This window comes from Luteimonas cucumeris (genome assembly GCF_007830035.1).
In the GTDB taxonomy this organism is placed as follows: domain Bacteria; phylum Pseudomonadota; class Gammaproteobacteria; order Xanthomonadales; family Xanthomonadaceae; genus Luteimonas_C; species Luteimonas_C cucumeris.
Genome location: NZ_VLKN01000008.1, coordinates 75,974 through 95,594, shown reverse-complemented (window position 1 = coordinate 95,594; position 19,621 = coordinate 75,974). Strand labels below are relative to the sequence as shown.

Genomic DNA, 19,621 nt, shown 5'->3' with positions numbered 1-19,621 from the left:
AGGAGGGCGAGTCGGAAAATCTACGAGGGCTCCAAGCCGCTACGTGAGCCTTGATCGGGGAAGACCCTTTTCTTTACTCAGGGCTGCGCCCTTCGCCCTTCGGGCCGGCTTCGCCGTTCGCGCCTGCGGCGCAGTGGTTACTTTCTTTTGGGTCAGCAAAAGAAAGTGACCCGCACGCGCAGCGGGCGGAAGCTTTGCTCTTTGCAGCAAGAGCAGCAAGGCAAGCTCCGCTCTACAGTTACAAGGAGCAGAGTCACTGGATCTTCGATTCCCCGGCCATCGGACGCAGCCCGATGGCGCTCAATGCCGCGCGAGCCAGTGGCTCGCAAGCAGCGGCATTTCGCCCCCGCCTTCGCGGGGATGACGGCTTACAAACAGGGCCAGCGGGCTCCGCGCTACAAAACGAGCCGCCGTTCAGCGACGCGTGTCATCGCGCCGCAGTCGCGTCCGCCTTGACCTCACTCCAGCTGCTGTCCGGATCGAAGGCCTTCATCGCCTTGGCGAGTTTCTCGCCCTGCGGCCCGAGATCCTTTTCGAACACCTGGCCATCGTGGCTGATCATGAAGCTCATCACGCCGCTGTCGCCGTACTTCGCCGGCCAGGCGATCACCGCGAAACCGCGGCTCATGTTGTCGCCCAGCATGTAATCGTAGGCGCCGCCCGGCGCCGAAGCGCCCTGCACGTCGAGGATGCGGAAGTGGTAGCCGTGCCATTCGCCGCCGGGGGTGGCGTCGCCGAACAACGGACCGAGCGGGCTGATCTGGCCGCTGTCGTCGTCCGACCAGAACAGGCCATCGTGATAGCCGTCGGTGCTGATGAACTTCTGCGCGTATTCGAGCACGCCGTCGTCGTCGTGGTCCTGTTCGGCGTAGTCCATCTGCGCGTCGTGATAGGCGCGCACCGAATCGGCGGCGGCCAGTTCGTTGCTGCCGATGCGGCGGATGCGGATTTCCTCCACGGCGGCACGGGTGTCGAAGCGCCAGCCGTCGCCGCCCTTGCTCAGCGGCAGCGGCAGGGTCCAGGCATCGCTACCGACGCTCAGCTCCGCCTTGCCGTCGGCGCGATGCTCGATGGCATGGCGCTCGCGATAACGGGCCAGGAAGGCATCGACATCGGCACGATCCACGCCTTCGGTCGGGACGAATTCGCGCCAGTCCTTGCCGAGCAGCGTGGCCAGCGCGGCCGGATCGGCGCGCTCGGCGCCCAGCGCCTTGACGAAAGCATCCGCGGCAGCCTCCGGGGTCGGGAAGGCCTGCTGCGCGGCGACCGACCAGGGCAAGGCCAGTGCCACGACCAGGACGGCGAACGGGAGCGGGCGCATGAAGGTCTTCATGGTGAACTCCTGGTCAGCGGCGACGCGCCGCATGGCGCTGCTGCGGTGGATGCGAAGGGCGTTGCACCGGCTTGCCGGCCGGGCGCGACGCGGCCGGGCGCTTGGCCGCGGCATGGCTGGCGTGGCCGCGCTGCGCGGCCGCCTTCGAGGCGTGCGGCTTGCTCGCGCCCTGGAAGGCGTTGTTGCGCGGCGCCTGGTGATGCTGAGCCTGGCTGCGCGCGGCAGTGCGGGCGTGGCTGTTGCTCTGTGCCTGCCTGGCCTTGGCCTTGCTGGCCGCCTGCGGGTGGCTCTGCGCGGCCGTGTGCGCCTTGGCACGGGCGGCCTGCGCATGCTCGCGGGTCTGCGGGCTGGCGCGCTGCGCGGCACCTTGGGCGCGGTCACGGGCTTGCGTGCGCTCGGTGGCGGCCTGGGCACGATCGCGCGCCTGATCGCGACTGCCGGCAGCGCCGGGCTGTGTACGGTCACGGTCGCGTGCGGCAGCCTGGGCGCGATCGCGCGCCTCCTGGTTGTTTCGGGCCGGAGCGTCGACGCCGTGCTTCTGCATCGACGCGCGGGCCTGCTCGCGGGCCTGCGCACGCTGGGCATCGCCGCCGCGGAAGGCGGCGCGCTGGTCGGCACCGTCGAGGCGACGGCTGTTGAACTCGCGGTTGGCGCGGTCGCGATAAGGCACGCCGTCGCGGTTGGCCGGATTGTGGCGCCAGGTGTTCTGGTTCACGTCGATCTGGCGGTTGACGTTGATGTTGTTGTAGCGGTTGACGTTGATGTCGATGTCGTCGTCGTTCCAGTCGAAACCGCCCCACAGCGAGTCGGTGATCGCCACGCCGACACCGAAGGCCAGGCCACTGACCAGCGCGTTGCCGGCGTAGTAGCCCGGCGGGGGCGGGTAATAAGCCGGCGGATAGGAGGGGTAGGCCCAGGTGCCATAGACCGTGGTCGGGTTGTAGCTGGGCACGTACACCACTTCCGGGTCGGCGGGCTGGATCACGATGGTCGACGGCGCGGACTCGACCACCGTGGTGCCGCCCGCTGCCCCGACGGCAGGTGCAACCTGCGGCGCGGGGGGCTCCACGCTGACGTTCTGGTATTCGTTGGACTCCAGGTTGCCGGCCGTCTGGGCCTGTTGGCGCAACCGCTGTACGGCATCCATGACCTCGTCGGGCTGGGCCAGGAAGGCATCGCCCAGGCGCTGCACCCAGGCCGGGTCCTGCCCCAGCGTTGCCAGCGCCTGCGGGAACGCCACCAGCGACTGCACGCTCGGATCCCAGGGCTGCTCAGCGACCTGCTTGACCGCGGCATCGCCCCTGGCGTCCGGATGCGCCTTCGACCAGGCCACCGCATCGGACACGTCGCCCGGGTAGGTCGCGGCCATCAGCACCTGCGCCAGCAGAGGATCCGGATACAGCGCGATCGGCGCGACCATCTGGTCGAGCTCTTCCCGGGTGAACACCGGCTCGCTCTGCAGCGGCGCCGCGGCCGCTGGTGGCGCCGCGGCCGGTGTCGCGGCGGGCGTTGCCGGCGCGGGCTGTTCGCGCGAACAGGCTGCCGTCGCCAACAGCACGACGGCGCAGATATCGAGGCGAAGGGTGCGCATCGGGGCTCTCCAATGCAAAGCGCCTGCGTGGCGCAGCGGGGGAGGATGGCGATCGCGCGCGACCGAGCCGGATTCCTGCCGCGGCCATCATAGTCATCGCCTGCGCCGCTGCCTTCACGCGGCAAATACGCGGATCGCCGCGCTGCGGACGCATCCCGCGACGATGGCGGAAGCCATCCCGGACGCTTCCGCATTGCGAGCGGATGGCGCTGGCTACACCGTGCTCAGTCGCGTGCGCTCGCTGCGATACAGGCCATCCTCGACCTGCGTGTAGCGACGCACTTCCTTCAGCTCCCGACCATAGACATGCAGCGACACGGCCGTGACGCGCGCGCTGGCGTTGCGGCAGGCGTGCAGGTCGTGCGGCGGCAGCAGGCCGATCAGGCTGCCGGCCGGCAGCGGGCGATGATCGGTCGGGCGCAGCGCGGTCAGTGCGCCGCGACGGCCGGCGATACGGTAATCGACGACTTCCAGTTCGCCCTGCAGTACCGCCTCCACGCCCCAGGTATCGGCGTGGTCGTGCACCGCGCTGCCCTGCCCCGGCGCCCAAGTGATCGCGAGTACCTGGTAGTCGTGTTCCGGCGAGCGATACAGCTCGCGACGCACGTAGCCCCGCGAATCGGTGGCCAGCAACCACGCCGGCAATGGACCGACGTTCGCGATCGCGCCGCTCAGGCCTTCGACCAGCATCGGCACGATGCGCTCGGGCCGGCTCGAGGCCATCGCGATGTCGGCCAGGACGATCACGTCTTCCAGCAATGCAAACGATTCGCGGCGTTCCGCGGTGACGTTGTGAGCCATGCGCATTCCCCTCTTGTTGATGATGGGCGTGCCGACTATCGCGAAGAACGATGGCCAGGTGGTTACTTCGTGGTTAATAGGCGCGCGCGATACGGAACACTGTGTCCGTCAGTTTTTCGTTGTCGTTGCGCGAGGACCCACATCGCATTTCGTCGCGCGGAAGAAACAAGTCCCTCGCTGCGCTCGGGATGACAGCTGATACGGGCCGCCGCGACGGCCTGCCCTACAATATTGCGATGACCGAGATCGATGACGTCCGCGACTACCTGACCGGCCTGCAGGACCGTATCTGCACGGCGCTGGAGCGCGCCGATGGACAGGCGCGCTTCGCCGAGGACCGGTGGACGCGCGCCGAGGGCGGCGGTGGACGCACCCGCATCCTGCGCGATGGTGCGGTGTTCGAGCAGGCCGGGATCGGTTTTTCCGATGTCACCGGCAGCACGCTGCCGCCGTCGGCGAGCGCGGCGCGGCCGGAACTGGCCGGCGCTTCCTGGCGCGCGGTCGGCGTGTCGCTGGTGCTGCATCCGCGCAACCCGCACGTGCCGACCACACACGCCAACGTTCGCCACTTCCGTGCGCAGCGCGATGGCGAAACCGTCGCCTGGTGGTTCGGTGGCGGCTTCGACCTGACCCCGTTCTATCCGGTCGACGAGGATGTCGTGCACTGGCACCGCACCGCGCGCGCACTGTGCGAACCGTTCGGCGGCGCGGCGCGCTACGACGCGCACAAGCGCTGGTGCGACGAATACTTCTTCCTCAGGCATCGCGACGAGACCCGCGGCGTCGGCGGCCTGTTCTTCGACGACCTGCACGACGGTTTCGATCGCGACTTCGCCTACCTGCGCGCGGTCGGGGACGGCTTCCTCGACGCCTACCTGCCGATCGTCGAGCGCCGCCGCGACACGCCCCATGGCGAACGCGAACGCGAATTCCAGCTGTACCGGCGCGGACGCTACGTCGAGTTCAACCTGGTCTGGGACCGCGGCACGCTGTTCGGGCTGCAGAGCGGCGGCCGCACCGAATCGATCCTGATGAGCCTGCCGCCGCGGGTGCGCTGGGAATACGGCTACGCGCCGCAACCCGGCAGCGCCGAAGCGCGCCTGCAGGATTACCTGCGCCCGCGCGACTGGCTGGCGGAACTGCCTGCTTTGTAGAGCGGAGCTTGCTCCGGTGCTTGCAGCCGCTCCTTCAATCGGAGAAAGGGCCAGGAAGCAGAAGCAGCGGAGCAAGCTCCGCTCTACGAGGGCGGACGCCGACGCGCTGTCCGCATCAGTCGCGCCTGCGCCTGACCACGCTGATATGGCCGTTGGTCTCCAGCACCGCCAGGCCCACCTCGGCGATCTCGGCGCAGTCCGCCTGGCGCATGGCCTGTTCCAGGTCGGCCCGGCTCACCTGTTGGCGCCGCAGCATGTCGTCGAACACCTCGCCGTCTCGCGCCAGCAGCACCGGGCTGCCTTCGACCAGACGATCGATGCGGCGGCTGCGCGAGGTGATCCAGCCGGTGCACCAGTTCAGCAGGATCAGCGTGCCGGCCAGCAGCAGGCCGCCCAGCAGCGACATGTCCTCGCCGATCAGCGAGTTCTGCACGGCATTGCCGAGCAGCACGATCACGATCAGGTCGAACGGTGTGAACTGGCCCACCGTGCGCTTGCCAGACAACCGCACCATGGCCAACAGCACCACGTAGACGACCACCGCACGCAGCACGAACTGCCACCACGGCATCGACAGCTCGAACAACCCGGACATGCGCGGCGATCCGCAGGAAAGTCGGACCCAGTCTGGCGTGGGCGGATCGCCCGGGCAACGGGTTGACCGTTGCCGAACCCGAAGCATCAGAATCCTGGCGCGACGCAGGCCGACCACGTCGTTCATGTACCGGGGATGCGGACATAAAAAAGCCCCGCAGGCAGGGGGAGCCAGCGGGGCTTGGGAACGGGACTTGGGGAGTAGTCTTCGTTCCGGGATCACTCCAGGGGAGGGAGAGATCTGTGGCGGACATTGCGTCCGTCACGGGGCTATATGACCACTTCCCGGATTGATAGTTCGTGAAGCCCAGAGTTAATAAATTGTTGGGTTCAGCTACGGTTTATTCCGTTCATTTTCCTGTGCATTCGCGCGTTCAATGCGCCTCGTCCCAGTTGTCGCCGACGCCGCTGTCGACCACCAGCGGCACGCGCAGTTCGGCGGCGCCGGACATGCGGCTGCCAACTTCGGCCAGCAGCGTTTCGACGAAATCGGCATCGGTCTCGAACACCAGTTCGTCGTGCACTTGCAGGATCATCAATGCGCGCTGGCCATGACCGGCGAGCCAGCCGTCGATCGCGATCATCGCGCGCTTGATGATGTCCGCCGCGGTGCCCTGCATCGGCGCATTGATCGCCGCGCGCTCTGCACCGGCGCGCTGGCCCTGCGTGCCCTTGTTGATGTAGTCCAGATACAGGCGCCGGCCGAACACCGTTTCCACGAATCCCTGCTCGCGCGCCTGCTGCCGGGTGCGCTCCATGAAGTCGCGCACGCCCGGGTAGCGGCTGAAGTACAGCGCGATGTAGTCCTGCGCCTCGCCACGCGCGATGCCCAGCTGCCGCGCCAGGCCGAACGCGCTCATGCCGTACATCAGGCCGAAGTTGATCGCCTTGGCGGCGCGGCGTTCGTTGCCGGTCACTTCCTCGAGCTTGCGGCCGAACACTTCGGCCGCGGTCGCCTTGTGGATGTCGACGCCGGATTCGAACGCGCGCAGCAAACCGGCGTCCTCGGACAGGTGCGCCATGATCCGCAGCTCGATCTGCGAATAGTCGCAAGCCACCAGCTTGCGTCCCGGCGGCGCGACGAAGGCGCGGCGGATGCGGCGGCCGTCTTCGGTGCGGATCGGGATGTTCTGCAGATTCGGTTCGGACGACGCCAATCGTCCTGTAGCGGCGCCGGCCTGGTGGTAACTGGTGTGCACGCGACCGGTATCCGGATTCACCGTCTGCGCCAGCTTGTCGGTGTAGGTGCTGCGCAACTTGGCCAGGCCGCGATACTCCAGGATCACGCGCGGCAGTTCGTGCTGGTCGGCGATCGCCTCCAGCGCTTCCTCGTTCGTCGACGGCTGGCCGGACGGCGTCTTCACCATCACCGGCAGTTTCAGTTCCTCGAACAACAACGCGCACAACTGTTTGGGCGAATCGAGATTGAAGGTGCGGCCGGCAAGCTCGGTGGCTTTCTGCTGTGCGGCGAGCATGCGCTTGGACAGGTCCACGCTTTGCCGGCGCAGCTCGTCGGCATCGATCATCACGCCGTTGGCCTCGATCCGCTCCAGCACCGGCACCAGCGGCATCTCGATGTTGCGATAGACGAATTCCAGCCCCGATTCCCTCGCCAGCCTCGGCGCCAGCGCGCGGTGCAGGCGCAGCGTGACATCGGCGTCTTCGGCAGCGTAGCGCGTGGCATCGTCGATGGCGACCTGAGAGAACGGGATCGCCTTGCTGCCCTTGCCGGCGACCTGTTCGTATTTGACGGTCTCGTAGCCGAGATAGCGCTGCGCCAGCGAATCCATGTCGTGACGGCTGCTGCCGGAATTGAGCACGAAACTCTCCAGCATGGTGTCGTCGGCATAACCGGCGACTTCGATGCCGTGCCGGCGCAGCACGTGCAGATCGTATTTGCCGTGCTGGCCCAGCTTCCTGCGCTTGTCATCGGCGAACAGCGGCACCAGCGCGGCCAGCGTCTGCGCGCGGTCGAGCTGTTCGGGCGCGCCGGGATAGGTGTGCGCCAGCGGCAGGTAAGCGGCCTTGCCCGGTTCCACCGAGAAACTCAGGCCGACCAGGTTCGCCTGCATCGGGTCGAGGCTGTCGGTCTCGCTGTCGAAGGCGAACTCTTCCGCCGCCTGCAGGCGTTCGATCCATGCACGCAGTTGTCCCGGCAGCAGGATGGTTTCGTATTCGCCCGGCGCCGACAGCGCAGGATCGATATCCGTCGCCGGCGCTGGCGCGCTGACGAAGCCGGTGCCGCGCGCGCGACCGGGTTCCTTTTCCGGCACGCCGCCGCCGACCGCAGCGCCGTCGAGTTCCTTCAGCGCCTGGTTGAAGCCGTAACGCGCGTACAGATTGCGCAGCGTTTCGACATCGCGATCGCGCAGCACGAGCGTGTCCGGGCCGCCACCGAGTTCGACGTCGGTCTTGATCGTCACCAGATCGCGGTTCAGCGGCAGCCGCCCGACCGCGGCGCGCAGGTTGTCGCCGATCTTGCCTTTGATGTCGCCGGCATGGGCGATCACGCCGTCCAGCGTGCCGTATTCGCCCAGCCATTTGGCGGCCGTCTTGGGCCCGCACTTCTCCACGCCCGGCACGTTGTCGACCGCGTCGCCCATCAGCGCCAGCAAGTCGACGATCTGCTCGGGCCGCACGCCGAACTTCTCGATCACGGTCTGTTCGGAATCGAGCCGGCTGCCGCTCATCGTGTTCACCAGCGCGATGCCGGGCCGCACCAGCTGCGCGAAATCCTTGTCGCCGGTGGAAATGGTCACCTCGATGCCTTCGGCCGCACCCTGCAGCGCCAGCGTGCCGATCACGTCGTCGGCTTCGACGCCGTCCACGCGCAGGATCGGGAAGCCGAGCGCCTGCACGATCTCGCACATCGGCATCACCTGCGCACGCAGGTCGTCGGGCATGGACGGGCGGTTGGCCTTGTAGTCGGGATACAGGTCGTCGCGGAAAGTCTTGCCGGGCGCATCGACCACGAAGGCCGCGAAGTCCGGTTTTTCCTTCAGCGTGGCGCGCAGCATGTTGACCACGCCGAACAGCGCGCCGGTCGGCTCGCCGGCCGCATTGCTCAGCGGCGGCAGCGCATGGAAGGCGCGGTAGAGATAACTGGAACCATCGATCAGGACGAGACGTTTCATGCCCCGATTCTACCTGCCGGCGCGCGCCGTCCCGGGCGCGCCGCGGCGAACACGCCGCCGCCACCCACCGCGGGCATAATGAAACCCGTCGCCCCGCAGGAACGCCCCGCATGACCGTCGCCCACACCCTTCTGACCGCTGCCGTGTTCGCCTCCGCCCTCGCGCTGTCGGCCTGCAGCAGCGTGCCGAAGGTGCCCGCCGGCGCCGAAAGCGTCGTGCGCACCGAATCCAACGGCGACGTGATCGAGGAATTCCGCGTCGGCGGCCGCCTGCACACCGTGCGGGTGACGCCCGTGCGTGGTCCGACCTATTACCTGACCGACGCCGATGGCGACGGCATGGTCGACCGCGCGCCCGGCGGCGTGTCGCCGGTGTATTTCAAGCTGTTCAGCTTCTGAGCATGGCCTCGATCGAAATCCGGCCGCTGGCGGATGCCGCGGCCCTGCGCGAAGCGTGGCCGGTCGCCCAGCAGCTGCGTCCGCACCTGACCGAGGAGAGCTTCGTCGCGCAGGCGCTGCGCCAGCTCGACGATGGCTTCAGCGCCACCGCCCTTTACGACACAGGCGTCGTCCGCGCGTATGCCGGCTGGCGCATGCACGAAAACCTGGTCTACGGTCGGCATATGTATGTCGACGACCTGGTCACCGATGCCGGCGTGCGTGGCCGCGGCCATGGCAAGGCCCTGCTCGACTGGCTCAAGGACGAAGCCCGGCGCCAGGGCTGCGCGCGGCTGATGCTGGATTCCGGCACCCATCGCAAGGACGCGCACGCGTTCTACCTGCGCGAAGGGCTGCGCATCGAAGCCTTCCACTTCGGCATCACGCTCTAGCGGTCGGCGTCAGCCGTCGCGCATCCGGATCACCCGCGCCGGATTGCCAGCGACGGTCGCGCCCGCCTCGACATCGTGCGTCACCACGCTGCCGGCGGCGACCAGGGCATCGTCGCCGATCGTCACGCCCGGCAGCACGATCGCGCCGCCGCCGATCCATACGTTGCGGCCGATCCGCACCGGCCGGCCGAATTCCAGCCCGCTGCGACGCTGCTGCGGATCGCGCGGGTGGTCGGCCGCATAGATCTGCACCGCCGGGCCGACCTGCGTACCGGCGCCGATCACGACCTCGACCACGTCCAGCACCACGCAGTTGAAGTTGAGGAATACGCCGTCGCCGAGGCGGAGGTTGTAGCCGTAGTCGCAATGGAACGGCGGACGCACGACCACCCCGGCGCCAACCTGCGCCAGGCGTTCGCCCAGCAGGGCATGCCGCTCGGCGTCGCTGCGCTCGAGGGCGGCGTTGTAGCGCGCCATCCAGGCACGGGACGCCGCCTGGTCGGACTGGACCTCGGCGTCGTCGGCGCAATACAGCTCGCCGGCCAGCATCTTCTGTTTCTCGCTGCGGTTCATCGGTGGTCGTCGAAACCCAGGGTGCGAACAGCGTAACCGCCAGCCCATATGACGTGAATGCAGCCGGCCAACGCACGCAAGGACAAGCCGCGGATATCGATGGCCCAGTCGCGTGGTTACCTTGCATGCCTCCTTCGCGAAAGGCCGGACGACCGTGACTATTCCATTGCCACGCGCCACGACCGCGACCCACTGCACGCGGACTTCATTGCGCCGTTACCGCATGTACATGGAGCGGATGCCCGCGCTGCTGGCGCGCGAGGCACGGGCATGACGCCGGCATCGCACGCGATCGGTACGCGTCTCGATGCGCAGGACTGGCAGCAGGCAGGCGCCGATCTGGATGCACGCGGCAACGCCGTACTGCCGAGGCTGCTGGCACCGGACATCTGTGAACGATTGGCCGATGGTTACGACGACGCATCGCTGTACCGCAGCCGCGTGGTGATGGAACGCCATGGTTTCGGGCGTGGCGAATACCGTTATTTCGCTTATCCGTTGCCGGCGCCCGTGGCCGGGTTGCGTGCGGGCCTGTATCCGTACCTGGCGCCGATCGCCAACCGCTGGCAGCAGGCGATGGGCCGCGATATCCGCTATCCGCCGCGACACGACGAATTCATCGCGCGCTGCCACCGGGCCGGGCAGACGCGACCGACGCCGTTGCTGCTGCGATACGGCGCGGACGATTACAACTGCCTGCACCAGGACCTGTACGGCGAGCATGTGTTTCCGCTGCAGGTCGCGATCCTGCTGTCGCAGCCCGGTCGCGACTTCACCGGAGGCGAATTCGTGCTGACCGAACAGCGGCGCGCAGGCAGACACGGCCGGAGGTCGTGCCGCTGCTGCAGGGCGACGCCGTGGTGTTCGCCGTGCGTCAGCGGCCCGTGCGCGGCACGCGCGGCAACTACCGCGTCAATTTGCGCCACGGCGTCAGCCGCGTGCGTAGCGGCCGGCGCCATACGCTCGGCGTGATCTTCCACGACGCGACTTGAACCCCATCGGCGCCGATGCCCGAGACGGGATTCACGCCGGGCCTGCCGCCGGCGGACAGAATGCCCGATGCCTGTCGATCCCAGGCGCCGCCCAACGACTATTCACTGTCAACACCCCTGTTCGCGTCCGACAAGGAGTAGCGCATGAAGTACCTGTGCCTGGCCTATTTCGACGAAAAGCGGCTGCAGACGATGTCCGCCGAGGAGGAAGCGGCCTGCATGCGCGACTCCCGCGCCCATCGCGCGGCCTTGCGGCAAAGCGGCCAGCTGCTCGCCGTGCATGCGCTGCAGCCGGTGGCGACGGCGACCACGCTGCGCCGCCAGGGCAACACTGTAGCCCCCACCGATGGCCCGTTCGCGGAAACCAAGGAACAGCTTGGCGGCTTCCTGCTGGTCGAGGCGCGTGACCTGGACGAGGCGCTGCGGATTGCGTCGGACATGCCGATCGGCCGCATCGGCTGCATCGAGGTGCGACCGGTCGCCGAGTTCGACTGACCGTCGCATGCTCACTGCGCCCGGAGACGCCATGAAGTACCTGGTGCTGATCTACGACGACCCGCCATCACCCGATGCCCTGTCGGAAGGTGAGGTAAAGGCGATGGCCAGGCAGTGCCGGGCGCGCACCGACGAATTGCAGCAGGGCGGGCAGTTGCTCGATTCGCGGCGGCTGGAGCCTTCGCACACGGCGACCTGCCTGCGCGTCCGCAACGGTCGCGTGGCGCCCAGCGATGACCCGTCCGCGGATGACGCGGAACAGCTCGGCGGCGTCGACCTGATCGAGGCCCGCGACCTGAACGACGCGATCCGTGTCGCCACCCGCTTGCCTTGGGCGCGCGGTGGCCGCATCGAGCTGCGTCCGCTGCGTGCATTGCCGGATTGATCGCGACCGATGGCCGGCCACTCGCACGCCACGCAGCAGGTCGAATACGTCTACCGCAACGAATCGCGACGCGTGCTGGCCACGTTGATCCGCCTGCTTGGCGACTTCGACCTGGCCGAGGAAGCGCTGCATGACGCCTTCGCCGCGGCGATGACGCAGTGGCCGCGCGACGGCGTGCCGGACAATCCACGCGCCTGGCTGGTGTCGGCGGGACGCTTCAAGGTCATCGACGGCCTGCGCAGGCGCGCGCGATTCGACGCCTCGCTGACCGAGATCGCCGAACGCCTGTACAGCGAGAGCAATGATCCGGCGCTGTTGAACGAGGAAGTCGTCGAGGATGACCAGTTGCGACTGGTGTTCACCTGTTGCCATCCGGCGCTGTCGCAGCAGGCGCAGGTCGCGCTGACGCTGCGCGAAGTGTGCGGGCTGACCACCGAAGAGATCGCGCGCGCCTACCTCGCCACGCCGTCGACCGTGGCGCAACGCATCGTGCGCGCCAAGGCCAAGATCCGCGACGCCGGGATTCCCTACCAGGTGCCATCGCGCGAACAGTTGCCGCAGCGTCTGGACGCCGTGCTGCATGTCGTGTACCTGGTGTTCAACGAAGGCTATTCCGCGTCTTCCGGGGAGACGCTGACGCGGCATGACCTGTCCGCGGAAGCGATCCGGCTGGGCCGCCTGCTCATCGCGCTGCTGCCGGAACCGGAGGCGACCGGCCTGCTGGCACTGATGCTGCTGCAGGAATCGCGCCGCGCCGCGCGGACCACGGCCGACGGCGAACTGATATTGCTCAACGACCAGGACCGCGTGCTGTGGAACCGCGAGCAGATCCTGGAAGGCAGGGCGCTGGTGCATCACGCGCTGTCGTCGCGGCGCTTCGGTCCGTACACGCTGCAGGCGGCGATCGCCGCGGTGCATGCGGAAGCGCGTACCGCAGAGGAAACCGACTGGGCGCAGATCGTCGGTCTGTACGACGTGTTGCTGCGCGCCGCGCCATCGCCGGTGATCGAACTCAATCGCGCCGCGGCCGTGGCGATGCGCGATGGCCCCGCGACCGGGCTGGCCCTGGTCGAAGCGCTGTTCGCGCGCGGCGAACTGCTCGACTATCACCTGGCGCATGCCGCGCAGGCGGAGTTCTGCCGCCAGCTCGGACAGCACGAGTCGGCGCGGGCCGCCTACGTGCGCGCACTGGCGTTGGCACGGCAGGCGCCGGAGCGGCGCTTCCTCGAACGGCGGATCAGTGGGCTGGGCGAATAGACGACGCACCGTCGATCGCGTGCCGGCAAGCGGTGGCGGGGGTGCCGCGCGTCAATCCGGGGCAGCCGGCCCGCGAACACTGCTAGCATTCGCCGGGTACGGCCGCAGGGGGCGGCCGTACGACATCCCACCGGACATTCAACGTAGGGGAATCGCCATGTACTGGTATCTGAAAGTTTTGAAGAACTACTTCAACTTCCAGGGGCGTGCGCGCCGCAAGGAATACTGGATGTTCGTGCTGTTCAACATCATCATCTCGATCGTGCTGGTGTTCGTCGACAAGGCGACCGGTACTTACGATGAGCAATACGGGGCCGGGTTGATCGGCGGCCTGTATGCGCTGGCGGTGCTGATCCCGGGCATCGCGGTCAGCGTGCGACGCCTGCACGACCGCAACAAGAGCGGCTGGTGGCTGCTGATCGGCTTTGTTCCGCTGATCGGTGCGATCGTGCTGCTGGTGTGGTTCGTGATCGCCGGCGACCAGGGCAGCAACCGCTTCGGCGCGGATCCCAAGGCTGGCGAGGAAGGCGCACCCGTCGTCGCCTGATCGACTGGGCATCGGCTCCATGAAGAACGGCGCCCAAGGGCGCCGTTCTTCGTTTGTTCCTGCCAACGGCCCTTGCGGCTGTTTCATGCGCCGACAAAGGCGCGGATCAGCTCGTCCGCGCTGCGCCTGAGCAGGGTCTGGTTGATGTCGATCTGCACGCGTCCGTCGCGCGGCTTGCGCAGGTGGATGTCGGCTTGGCGCAGTCGATCCGCCAAGCCCACGGCGCGATCGGCCCCGAGCTCGAGGAAAGTGATGTTGCTGCCGTTTTCCACCGGCCGCAGGGTGAAGCCGCCGGCCGCCTCCAGCCCGGCGAACAGCTGCTCCGACACGCGCCTGGCGGCGATGAAGCGATCCTGGAATCCGTCCAGCGCAGCCAATGCTGGCAACGCCGCCGGCCAGCCCTGGTAGATCGTGGCGCCGAACACATGGCGCAGGTCGCGCACCTTGGCGATCGCTGTCTCGTCGCCGGCCAGGATCGCGCCGAACGGCGCGTCGAGATATTTGTACAGCGATACGTAGACCGTATCGAACAAGGCGCTGTACGCCTTCAGTTCGAAGCCGGGAAGCCCGCTTGCCAGCAGCAGGCGCGCACCGTCCAGGTGCAGGCCGATCTGTTTGGAGCGCGCGAGTTGCGAGATCGAACGTGCCAGCGGATACGGCACCATCGCGCCGTCGGCGCGCCTGACCGGGCTTTCAAGCGATATCGCGCCCACCTTCAGCGGATAGGGACCGTTTTCGGCTTCGTCGATGGCCGCGATCACTTCCTGCAGCGTCGGCGCCGCACGTCCCTTCGCCAGCGGCACCAGATGCAGGCCGCTGAGCGTGGTGGCCGCGTTGCTTTCATCGAGGTAGAGATGGCTGTCGTGCTGCACCAGCGCATGCCGGTTCTCCCCGCAGAGCACGCGCATGGCCAGGTGGTTGGCGAGCGTGCCGGTCGGCAGGAACGCCGCATCGGGCTTGCCCAGCAACGCCGCGAAGCGCGTCTCCAGCATCCGCACCGCGCCCTCGGCCAGATAGCTGTCGCGCGCATCGGGCGTGCGTTCGACCAGTTGCTGCAGATGCCGCGACCAGTCCAGCGCGGGCTGCGGCACCGCGTCGCCCATCAGCATCACGCTGCGTTCGCCGAGCGCCGGACGCGGCGCGGACGCACCGTAGCCGGGCGCCGCGCGTGCAGCCTGGGCGAGGTCGAACATCATCAGGCTGGCCGGCAGCGTGGCGGCGAGCAGGCGGCGGCGCGCCGGATTGTTGCAGCTGGCTTCTCGGCTCATGTCGGTGTCCCCGTACGGATCGATCGACGTTGCGCCGCGCAGGAGCGCGCTGCCAGTGTCGGTGGTCACGCGCGCTGCGATCGTGCGCGACGACGTGCCGACGCGCCGTCGAAACCACATCGCCACTTTTCAGGCAGAACAAACGGGCCGCGATCCCTTCACGGCCCGATTTTCCGACGGCGGTTACTGCGCCGTGACGCGGGCGTTCTCGCCGCTGCCCTGGATATACACCTTCTGCCCGACCCGCAAACCGCCGGCGCTGGCCTGCGTGACCGACACCAGCACGCCGTTGCTCAGCCGCACGACGATCTGTTGCCCGGGAATCGGCTGATCGTGCTTCTTCTGCACCGCATTGCCGGCGACGGCGCCACCCACGGTGCCCAGTACCTGTGCGACGTCACGTCCGGATCCGCCGCCGACCAGGCTGCCGACGCCGAGGCCGACCAGACCGCCGACCACCGCTCCCACACCAGTGTGGTGGCTGCTGGTGATCTGGACATTGGAAATGTGCTCGATGGTGCCGCTGCGTATTTCGGAGACGCAGCGCGGAACACCGGGACACGACCTGGCTTCGCGTTTCCGTTCCTGCCCAGCGGCGACTGCAGCCGGATGATGCCTTGCGAGGCCCGCGTTGCGGATGAAATCCGGGTGAAGCCGGCACGCCCCGTGCCACGCCGTGCCGGCTGCCCCTGTCAGCCCGGCTGCAGGTTGGCGTAGGCCAGCACCAGCCACTTGCTGCCGGTGGCGTCGAAGTTGACCTGCACGCGCGCGTGCGCGCCGCTGCCTTCGATATCGGTCACCACGCCGCTGCCGAACTTGGCGTGGACGACGTTCTGGCCGAGTCTGACGCTGGTCGATTCCTCGACCAGGGCATGGCCGAAGTCGCGACGCGGTTGCGGCGCATACATCGGCCGCGACACCTGCACGCGCGGCCGCACCTCGTGCAGCAGCGCCGGCGGGATCTCGCGCAGGAAACGCGACGGCAGGCCGTACATGTCCTGGCCATGCAGGCGTCGCGCCTCGGCATAGCTGAGGATCAGTTTCTGCCGCGCGCGGGTGATGCCGACGTAGGCCAGGCGGCGCTCCTCTTCCAGACGACCGCTTTCCTCGATGGAACGGTGGTTGGGAAACAGCCCTTCCTCCATGCCGGCCAGGAACACCAGCGGGAACTCCAGGCCCTTGGCGCTGTGCAGGGTCATCAGCTGCACGCCATCCTCGCCGGCCTGGGTCTGGCCCTCGCCCGCTTCCAGCGCCGCATAGGCGAGGAAGGCGACCAGCTCGGACATGTCCGCGGCTTCCTCGTCGTCGTCGCGGCGCACGAAGCGCGAGGCGACCGAGACCAGTTCGTCGAGGTTGTCGGTGCGCGAATCGAGCTGGCCGCGCGATTCGTTGGCGTAATGCGTGCGCAGTCCCGATCGCATCAGCACGTGGTCGATCTTGTCCTGCAGGCTGAGCTCGTGCACTTCATGACCCAGCGCCTCGATCAGCGCGTCGAAGCCGGCCAGCGCGTTGCGGGCGCGCGCAGCCAGCGTGCTGTCGCGACAGACTCGCGACGAGGCCTCCCACAACGACACGCTGTCGACGCGCGCACGCCGCCGCACCTCGTCGAGGGTGCGTTCACCGATGCCGCGCGTCGGCGTGTTGACCGCACGCTCGAACGCCGCGTCGTCGGCGCGATTGGCGATCAGGCGCAGATAGGCCAGCGTGTCCTTGATCTCGGCGCGCTCGAAGAAGCGCATGCCGCCATAGACACGGTACGGGATCTGCTCGGCGAGCAGGTTTTCTTCGAACGCGCGCGATTGTGCGTTGCTGCGGTAGAGGATGGCGCAATCGCCGTAGCTGCCGCCGTCGCGCACCCACTGGCCGATGCGTTCCAGCACGAAACGGGCTTCGTCGATCTCGTTGTACGCCGCATACAGGTCGACCGGCTCGCCTTCGCCGCTGTCGGTCCACAGCTGCTTGCCCAGGCGCGCCGGATTGTGCGCGATCACCGCGTTGGCGGCGTTGAGGATGTTGGCGCTGGAGCGGTAGTTCTGCTCCAGCCGGAAGGTCTGCGCGCCGGGGAAATCCTGCAGGAATTTCTGCACATTCTCGACCTTGGCACCGCGCCAGCCGTAGATCGCCTGGTCATCGTCGCCAACCACGAACACGTGGCCGCTGTCGCCGGCCAGCACGCGCACGAAGGCATACTGGATGCTGTTGGTGTCCTGGAACTCGTCGACCAGCAGTTCGCCGAAACGCTGGCGATAGTGCGCCAGCAGCGCCGGCTGGTCGCGCAGCAGCTCGTGCGCGCGCAGCAGCAGTTCGGCGAAGTCGACCAGACCGGCACGATCGCAGCGCTCCTGGTACAGCGCATAACTGCGCAGCATCACGTCGGCCCATTCGTCGCTGCCGGACTGGATGTGCTGCGGGCGGCGGCCTTCGTCCTTCTGCGCGTTGATCCACCACGCGATCTGCCGCGGCGGGAAGCGCGCCTCGTCCAGCTCCAGCTGCTGCACCACGCGCTTGACCAGGCGCAGCTGGTCGTCACTGTCCAGCACCTGGAAGCCTTCCGGCAGTTTCGCGTCCTGCCAGTGCAGGCGCAGCAGCCGATGCGCCAAGCCGTGGAACGTGCCGATCCACAGGCCGCGGCTGCCGTTGCGCAGCAGCGCATCGGCGCGCGCGCGCATCTCGCCGGCCGCCTTGTTGGTGAAGGTCACCGCGAAGATGCCGTGCGCGGGCACCCGGTGCACTTCGTTCAACCAGGCGATGCGGTGGGTCAGTACGCGGGTCTTGCCGGAACCGGCGCCGGCCAGCACCAGGTAATGGCCGGGCGGTGCGGTGACGGCCTCGCGTTGGGCGGGATTGAGGCCGTCCAGCAAATAGGAAACATCCATGCCGGCATTTTACGTGGAGTATGCGTTCAAAGGCAGGCGTTCACGGTGTTTTAGCGGGCATCTCGCATTCAATCCGGTCATGCCCATCTCCTCCCTGCTGCCGCTGCTGTTGCTGCTGAACGGCGCCACCGACATGTCGGCGACGGACGAACGCGTGCTGCGTGCGGGCGACACGCGCCTGCGCGTGGAAGTGATCGGCGTGGTTGACCGCGATCGCGTCGAGCAGCTGCAGCGCTGGATCGCCGACACCGCCGCCGCCCCGTTGTCGGTGTCCGGCCGGTTTCCGCTGCGCGACGCGCAGGTGCGGATCAAGCAGATCGACAGCGACGACGACAGTCCGGTGCCCTGGGGCCAGACCCGGCGCGATGACAATGTGGCCGTGCTGCTGTTCGTCCGCCGCGATGCCACGCCGGAGCAATTGCGCGAGGACTGGACCGCGGTGCACGAGCTGTCGCACCTGTTCCATCCTTACCTGGGTGCCGAGGGCCGATGGCTGGCGGAAGGCCTGGCCAGCTACTACCAGAACGTGCTGCGGGCGCGGGTCGGCCTGCTCGATGCCGAAGAAGCCTGGCGTCGCCTCGACGGCGGTTTCCAGCGCGGCCGCAAGGCACTCGGCGGCGTGCCGCTGGACGAACTGGGCCGCCGTCGCGGCGGCACCATGCGCGTGTACTGGGCCGGTGCGGCCTACTGGCTGGAGGCCGATCTGGCGCTGCGGCGCGAACACAACAGCTCGCTCGACGCGGTGCTGACGGACTACGCGCGTTGCTGCCTGAACGGCACCACGCAGGTCGCGCCACGGGATTTCGTCGCCGAACTGGACCGGATCGCCGGTGGCGATATCTTCGGCGGCCGCTATCGAAACTATGCGGCCGCAAAAGAATTCCCGTCGCTGGACAAGGCTTATCGCGAACTGGGTATTTCGGCAGCGAACGGCCGCCTGGTCTTCTCGCACGGCGATGCGGCCGCGCGTTTGCGCGAGGCGATCACCGCACGGCGCGAGTCCGACGCGGAAGCTTCCGCTGCGCGATGATTCTCTGCATCCACATGCCGTCGTTCCGCGCAGGCGGGATGACGGCCATGCCGCGACTCAATGCGTGTTGGCGTGCTCGCGCTTGCTCGAGGTGTGGGTCATCAGCTTGTCGGTGTAGGCGATGCCGATCGCCGACAGGATGAACACGCAGTGGATGATGGTCTGCCACATCACGCCGGCCTCGGTGAAGCGGCTGTTGCCCGCGCCAAGGTTACCGATTTCGATGAAGGTCTTCAGCAGGTGGATCGAGGAGATGCCGATGATCGCCATCGCCAGCTTCACCTTCAGCACGCTGGCGTTGACGTGGCTCAGCCATTCCGGCTGGTCCGGATGGCCCTGCAGGCCCAGCCGCGAGACGAAGGTCTCGTAGCCGCCGACGATCACCATCACCAGCAGGTTGGAGATCATCACCACGTCGATCAGGCCAAGCACGATCAGCATGATCACCACTTCAGCCGACTGCCCTGCGCCGGGTGTGCCGGTTTCCGGGGCGTGGCCGTTGAAGAACACCTGGTCGACCAGGTGCACCAGTTCGACGCCGAACTGCCAGACGTAGATCGCCTGGGCGACGATCAGGCCCAGGTACAACGGCAGCTGCAGCCAGCGAGAGCTGAAGATCAGCGCCGGCAAGGGGGTCAGGCGGGGCGAACGCATATCGGACATGGGCACGGCAACGACAAAGGGACCGCGGAGAGTAGCCGCGGCGGCGGATGCTGCCAAGCGAGCGCGCGGTTGCGGCCAGACCCGTATCTAAGGCCTCTG

General features: G+C 67.7%; 18 protein-coding genes and 1 pseudogene. 9 read left to right on the top strand and 10 right to left on the bottom strand.

Annotated elements, in window-relative coordinates:
- Window positions 1-427 precede the first annotated feature (427 nt).
- The 3 genes from IP90_RS15105 to IP90_RS15095 form a co-directional block, all read right to left on the bottom strand.
- Complete coding sequence (locus IP90_RS15105) at window positions 428-1,333, bottom strand: DUF2950 domain-containing protein (protein ID WP_199753504.1); 906 nt, start codon at window positions 1,331-1,333, stop codon at window positions 428-430.
- A gap of 13 nt (window positions 1,334-1,346) precedes the next feature.
- Window positions 1,347-2,924, bottom strand: a complete 1,578-nt coding sequence (locus IP90_RS15100) for a DUF3300 domain-containing protein (protein WP_144900489.1) — start codon at window positions 2,922-2,924, stop codon at window positions 1,347-1,349.
- Window positions 2,925-3,137: 213 nt separating this feature from the next.
- Entirely contained in the window at window positions 3,138-3,725 is a 588-nt protein-coding gene (locus tag IP90_RS15095) for a cysteine dioxygenase family protein (protein WP_158635375.1), read from the bottom strand.
- A gap of 236 nt (window positions 3,726-3,961) precedes the next feature.
- Between IP90_RS15095 and hemF the strand changes: the two genes are divergently transcribed.
- The gene (gene hemF, locus IP90_RS15090; protein WP_144900487.1) at window positions 3,962-4,879 is read left to right on the top strand and encodes an oxygen-dependent coproporphyrinogen oxidase; all 918 of its coding nucleotides are present in this window, start codon (window positions 3,962-3,964) and stop codon (window positions 4,877-4,879) included.
- A gap of 115 nt (window positions 4,880-4,994) precedes the next feature.
- Here the strand turns inward: hemF and IP90_RS15085 are convergent, their stop codons facing one another.
- Window positions 4,995-5,474, bottom strand: a complete 480-nt coding sequence (locus tag IP90_RS15085) for a DUF421 domain-containing protein (RefSeq protein WP_144900486.1) — start codon at window positions 5,472-5,474, stop codon at window positions 4,995-4,997.
- A 373-nt stretch (window positions 5,475-5,847) separates the two neighbouring features.
- Window positions 5,848-8,607: a DNA polymerase I gene (polA, locus tag IP90_RS15080; RefSeq protein WP_144900485.1), complete on the bottom strand. Its 2,760-nt coding sequence runs from the start codon at window positions 8,605-8,607 to the stop codon at window positions 5,848-5,850.
- Between the two features lie 110 nt (window positions 8,608-8,717).
- On the opposite strand from polA, the gene IP90_RS15075 reads away from it, so the two are divergent.
- Together IP90_RS15075 and IP90_RS15070 are read left to right on the top strand one after the other, a co-directional pair.
- Window positions 8,718-9,005: a DUF2782 domain-containing protein gene (locus IP90_RS15075; RefSeq protein WP_144900484.1), complete on the top strand. Its 288-nt coding sequence runs from the start codon at window positions 8,718-8,720 to the stop codon at window positions 9,003-9,005.
- Window positions 9,006-9,007: 2 nt separating this feature from the next.
- Window positions 9,008-9,436, top strand: coding sequence for a GNAT family N-acetyltransferase (locus IP90_RS15070; protein WP_144900483.1), 429 nt, complete (start codon window positions 9,008-9,010; stop codon window positions 9,434-9,436).
- A 9-nt stretch (window positions 9,437-9,445) separates the two neighbouring features.
- Here IP90_RS15070 and IP90_RS15065 read toward each other — a convergent pair whose 3' ends face one another.
- Window positions 9,446-10,009 (bottom strand): sugar O-acetyltransferase, encoded by a 564-nt coding sequence (locus IP90_RS15065; protein WP_144900482.1) that lies wholly within the window; start codon window positions 10,007-10,009, stop codon window positions 9,446-9,448.
- A gap of 57 nt (window positions 10,010-10,066) precedes the next feature.
- On the opposite strand from IP90_RS15065, the pseudogene IP90_RS16950 reads away from it, so the two are divergent.
- The 5 genes and pseudogenes from IP90_RS16950 to IP90_RS15040 all read left to right on the top strand — a co-directional run bounded on the left by IP90_RS16950 (window position 10,067) and on the right by IP90_RS15040 (window position 13,685).
- A pseudogene (locus tag IP90_RS16950) lies at window positions 10,067-11,001 on the top strand (2OG-Fe(II) oxygenase).
- Between the two features lie 144 nt (window positions 11,002-11,145).
- Window positions 11,146-11,496: a YciI family protein gene (locus IP90_RS15055; protein WP_144900481.1), complete on the top strand. Its 351-nt coding sequence runs from the start codon at window positions 11,146-11,148 to the stop codon at window positions 11,494-11,496.
- Window positions 11,497-11,527: 31 nt separating this feature from the next.
- Window positions 11,528-11,881, top strand: coding sequence for a YciI family protein (locus IP90_RS15050; RefSeq protein ID WP_158635374.1), 354 nt, complete (start codon window positions 11,528-11,530; stop codon window positions 11,879-11,881).
- 9 nt (window positions 11,882-11,890) lie between these two features.
- Window positions 11,891-13,138, top strand: a complete 1,248-nt coding sequence (locus IP90_RS15045) for an RNA polymerase sigma factor (protein WP_144900479.1) — start codon at window positions 11,891-11,893, stop codon at window positions 13,136-13,138.
- 157 nt (window positions 13,139-13,295) lie between these two features.
- The gene (locus tag IP90_RS15040) at window positions 13,296-13,685 is read left to right on the top strand and encodes a DUF805 domain-containing protein (protein WP_144900478.1); all 390 of its coding nucleotides are present in this window, start codon (window positions 13,296-13,298) and stop codon (window positions 13,683-13,685) included.
- A gap of 83 nt (window positions 13,686-13,768) precedes the next feature.
- On the opposite strand, the gene IP90_RS15035 is transcribed toward IP90_RS15040, so the two are convergent.
- From IP90_RS15035 to uvrD, 3 genes are all read right to left on the bottom strand, one after another.
- Window positions 13,769-15,022 (bottom strand): threonine aldolase family protein, encoded by a 1,254-nt coding sequence (locus tag IP90_RS15035; RefSeq protein ID WP_206751920.1) that lies wholly within the window; start codon window positions 15,020-15,022, stop codon window positions 13,769-13,771.
- 114 nt (window positions 15,023-15,136) lie between these two features.
- The gene (locus IP90_RS15030; RefSeq protein WP_199753502.1) at window positions 15,137-15,412 is read right to left on the bottom strand and encodes a hypothetical protein; all 276 of its coding nucleotides are present in this window, start codon (window positions 15,410-15,412) and stop codon (window positions 15,137-15,139) included.
- Between the two features lie 233 nt (window positions 15,413-15,645).
- A complete protein-coding gene (uvrD, locus tag IP90_RS15025; RefSeq protein WP_144900477.1) occupies window positions 15,646-17,829 on the bottom strand; it encodes a DNA helicase II in 2,184 nt (727 codons plus the stop codon).
- A 79-nt stretch (window positions 17,830-17,908) separates the two neighbouring features.
- Here uvrD and IP90_RS15020 point away from each other — a divergent pair, with 79 nt between their 5' ends.
- A complete protein-coding gene (locus IP90_RS15020) occupies window positions 17,909-18,859 on the top strand; it encodes a M61 metallopeptidase family protein (RefSeq protein ID WP_158635373.1) in 951 nt (316 codons plus the stop codon).
- Window positions 18,860-18,916: 57 nt separating this feature from the next.
- Here the strand turns inward: IP90_RS15020 and IP90_RS15015 are convergent, their stop codons facing one another.
- Window positions 18,917-19,522: a TIGR00645 family protein gene (locus IP90_RS15015; RefSeq protein ID WP_144900475.1), complete on the bottom strand. Its 606-nt coding sequence runs from the start codon at window positions 19,520-19,522 to the stop codon at window positions 18,917-18,919.
- Between the last annotated feature and the right edge of the window lie 99 nt (window positions 19,523-19,621).

Excerpts from the sequence above, each read along its gene's own strand:
- IP90_RS15105 (WP_199753504.1), bottom strand. The coding sequence starts at position 1,333 with ATGAAGACCTTCATGCGCCCGCTCCCGTTCGCCGTCCTGGTCGTGGCA.
- IP90_RS15100 (WP_144900489.1), bottom strand. The coding sequence starts at position 2,924 with ATGCGCACCCTTCGCCTCGATATCTGCGCCGTCGTGCTGTTGGCGACG.
- IP90_RS15095 (WP_158635375.1), bottom strand. The coding sequence starts at position 3,725 with ATGGCTCACAACGTCACCGCGGAACGCCGCGAATCGTTTGCATTGCTG.
- hemF (WP_144900487.1), top strand. The coding sequence starts at position 3,962 with ATGACCGAGATCGATGACGTCCGCGACTACCTGACCGGCCTGCAGGAC.
- IP90_RS15085 (WP_144900486.1), bottom strand. The coding sequence starts at position 5,474 with ATGTCCGGGTTGTTCGAGCTGTCGATGCCGTGGTGGCAGTTCGTGCTG.
- polA (WP_144900485.1), bottom strand. The coding sequence starts at position 8,607 with ATGAAACGTCTCGTCCTGATCGATGGTTCCAGTTATCTCTACCGCGCC.
- IP90_RS15075 (WP_144900484.1), top strand. The coding sequence starts at position 8,718 with ATGACCGTCGCCCACACCCTTCTGACCGCTGCCGTGTTCGCCTCCGCC.
- IP90_RS15070 (WP_144900483.1), top strand. The coding sequence starts at position 9,008 with ATGGCCTCGATCGAAATCCGGCCGCTGGCGGATGCCGCGGCCCTGCGC.
- IP90_RS15065 (WP_144900482.1), bottom strand. The coding sequence starts at position 10,009 with ATGAACCGCAGCGAGAAACAGAAGATGCTGGCCGGCGAGCTGTATTGC.
- IP90_RS15055 (WP_144900481.1), top strand. The coding sequence starts at position 11,146 with ATGAAGTACCTGTGCCTGGCCTATTTCGACGAAAAGCGGCTGCAGACG.
- IP90_RS15050 (WP_158635374.1), top strand. The coding sequence starts at position 11,528 with ATGAAGTACCTGGTGCTGATCTACGACGACCCGCCATCACCCGATGCC.
- IP90_RS15045 (WP_144900479.1), top strand. The coding sequence starts at position 11,891 with ATGGCCGGCCACTCGCACGCCACGCAGCAGGTCGAATACGTCTACCGC.
- IP90_RS15040 (WP_144900478.1), top strand. The coding sequence starts at position 13,296 with ATGTACTGGTATCTGAAAGTTTTGAAGAACTACTTCAACTTCCAGGGG.
- uvrD (WP_144900477.1), bottom strand. The coding sequence starts at position 17,829 with ATGGATGTTTCCTATTTGCTGGACGGCCTCAATCCCGCCCAACGCGAG.
- IP90_RS15020 (WP_158635373.1), top strand. The coding sequence starts at position 17,909 with ATGCCCATCTCCTCCCTGCTGCCGCTGCTGTTGCTGCTGAACGGCGCC.
- IP90_RS15015 (WP_144900475.1), bottom strand. The coding sequence starts at position 19,522 with ATGTCCGATATGCGTTCGCCCCGCCTGACCCCCTTGCCGGCGCTGATC.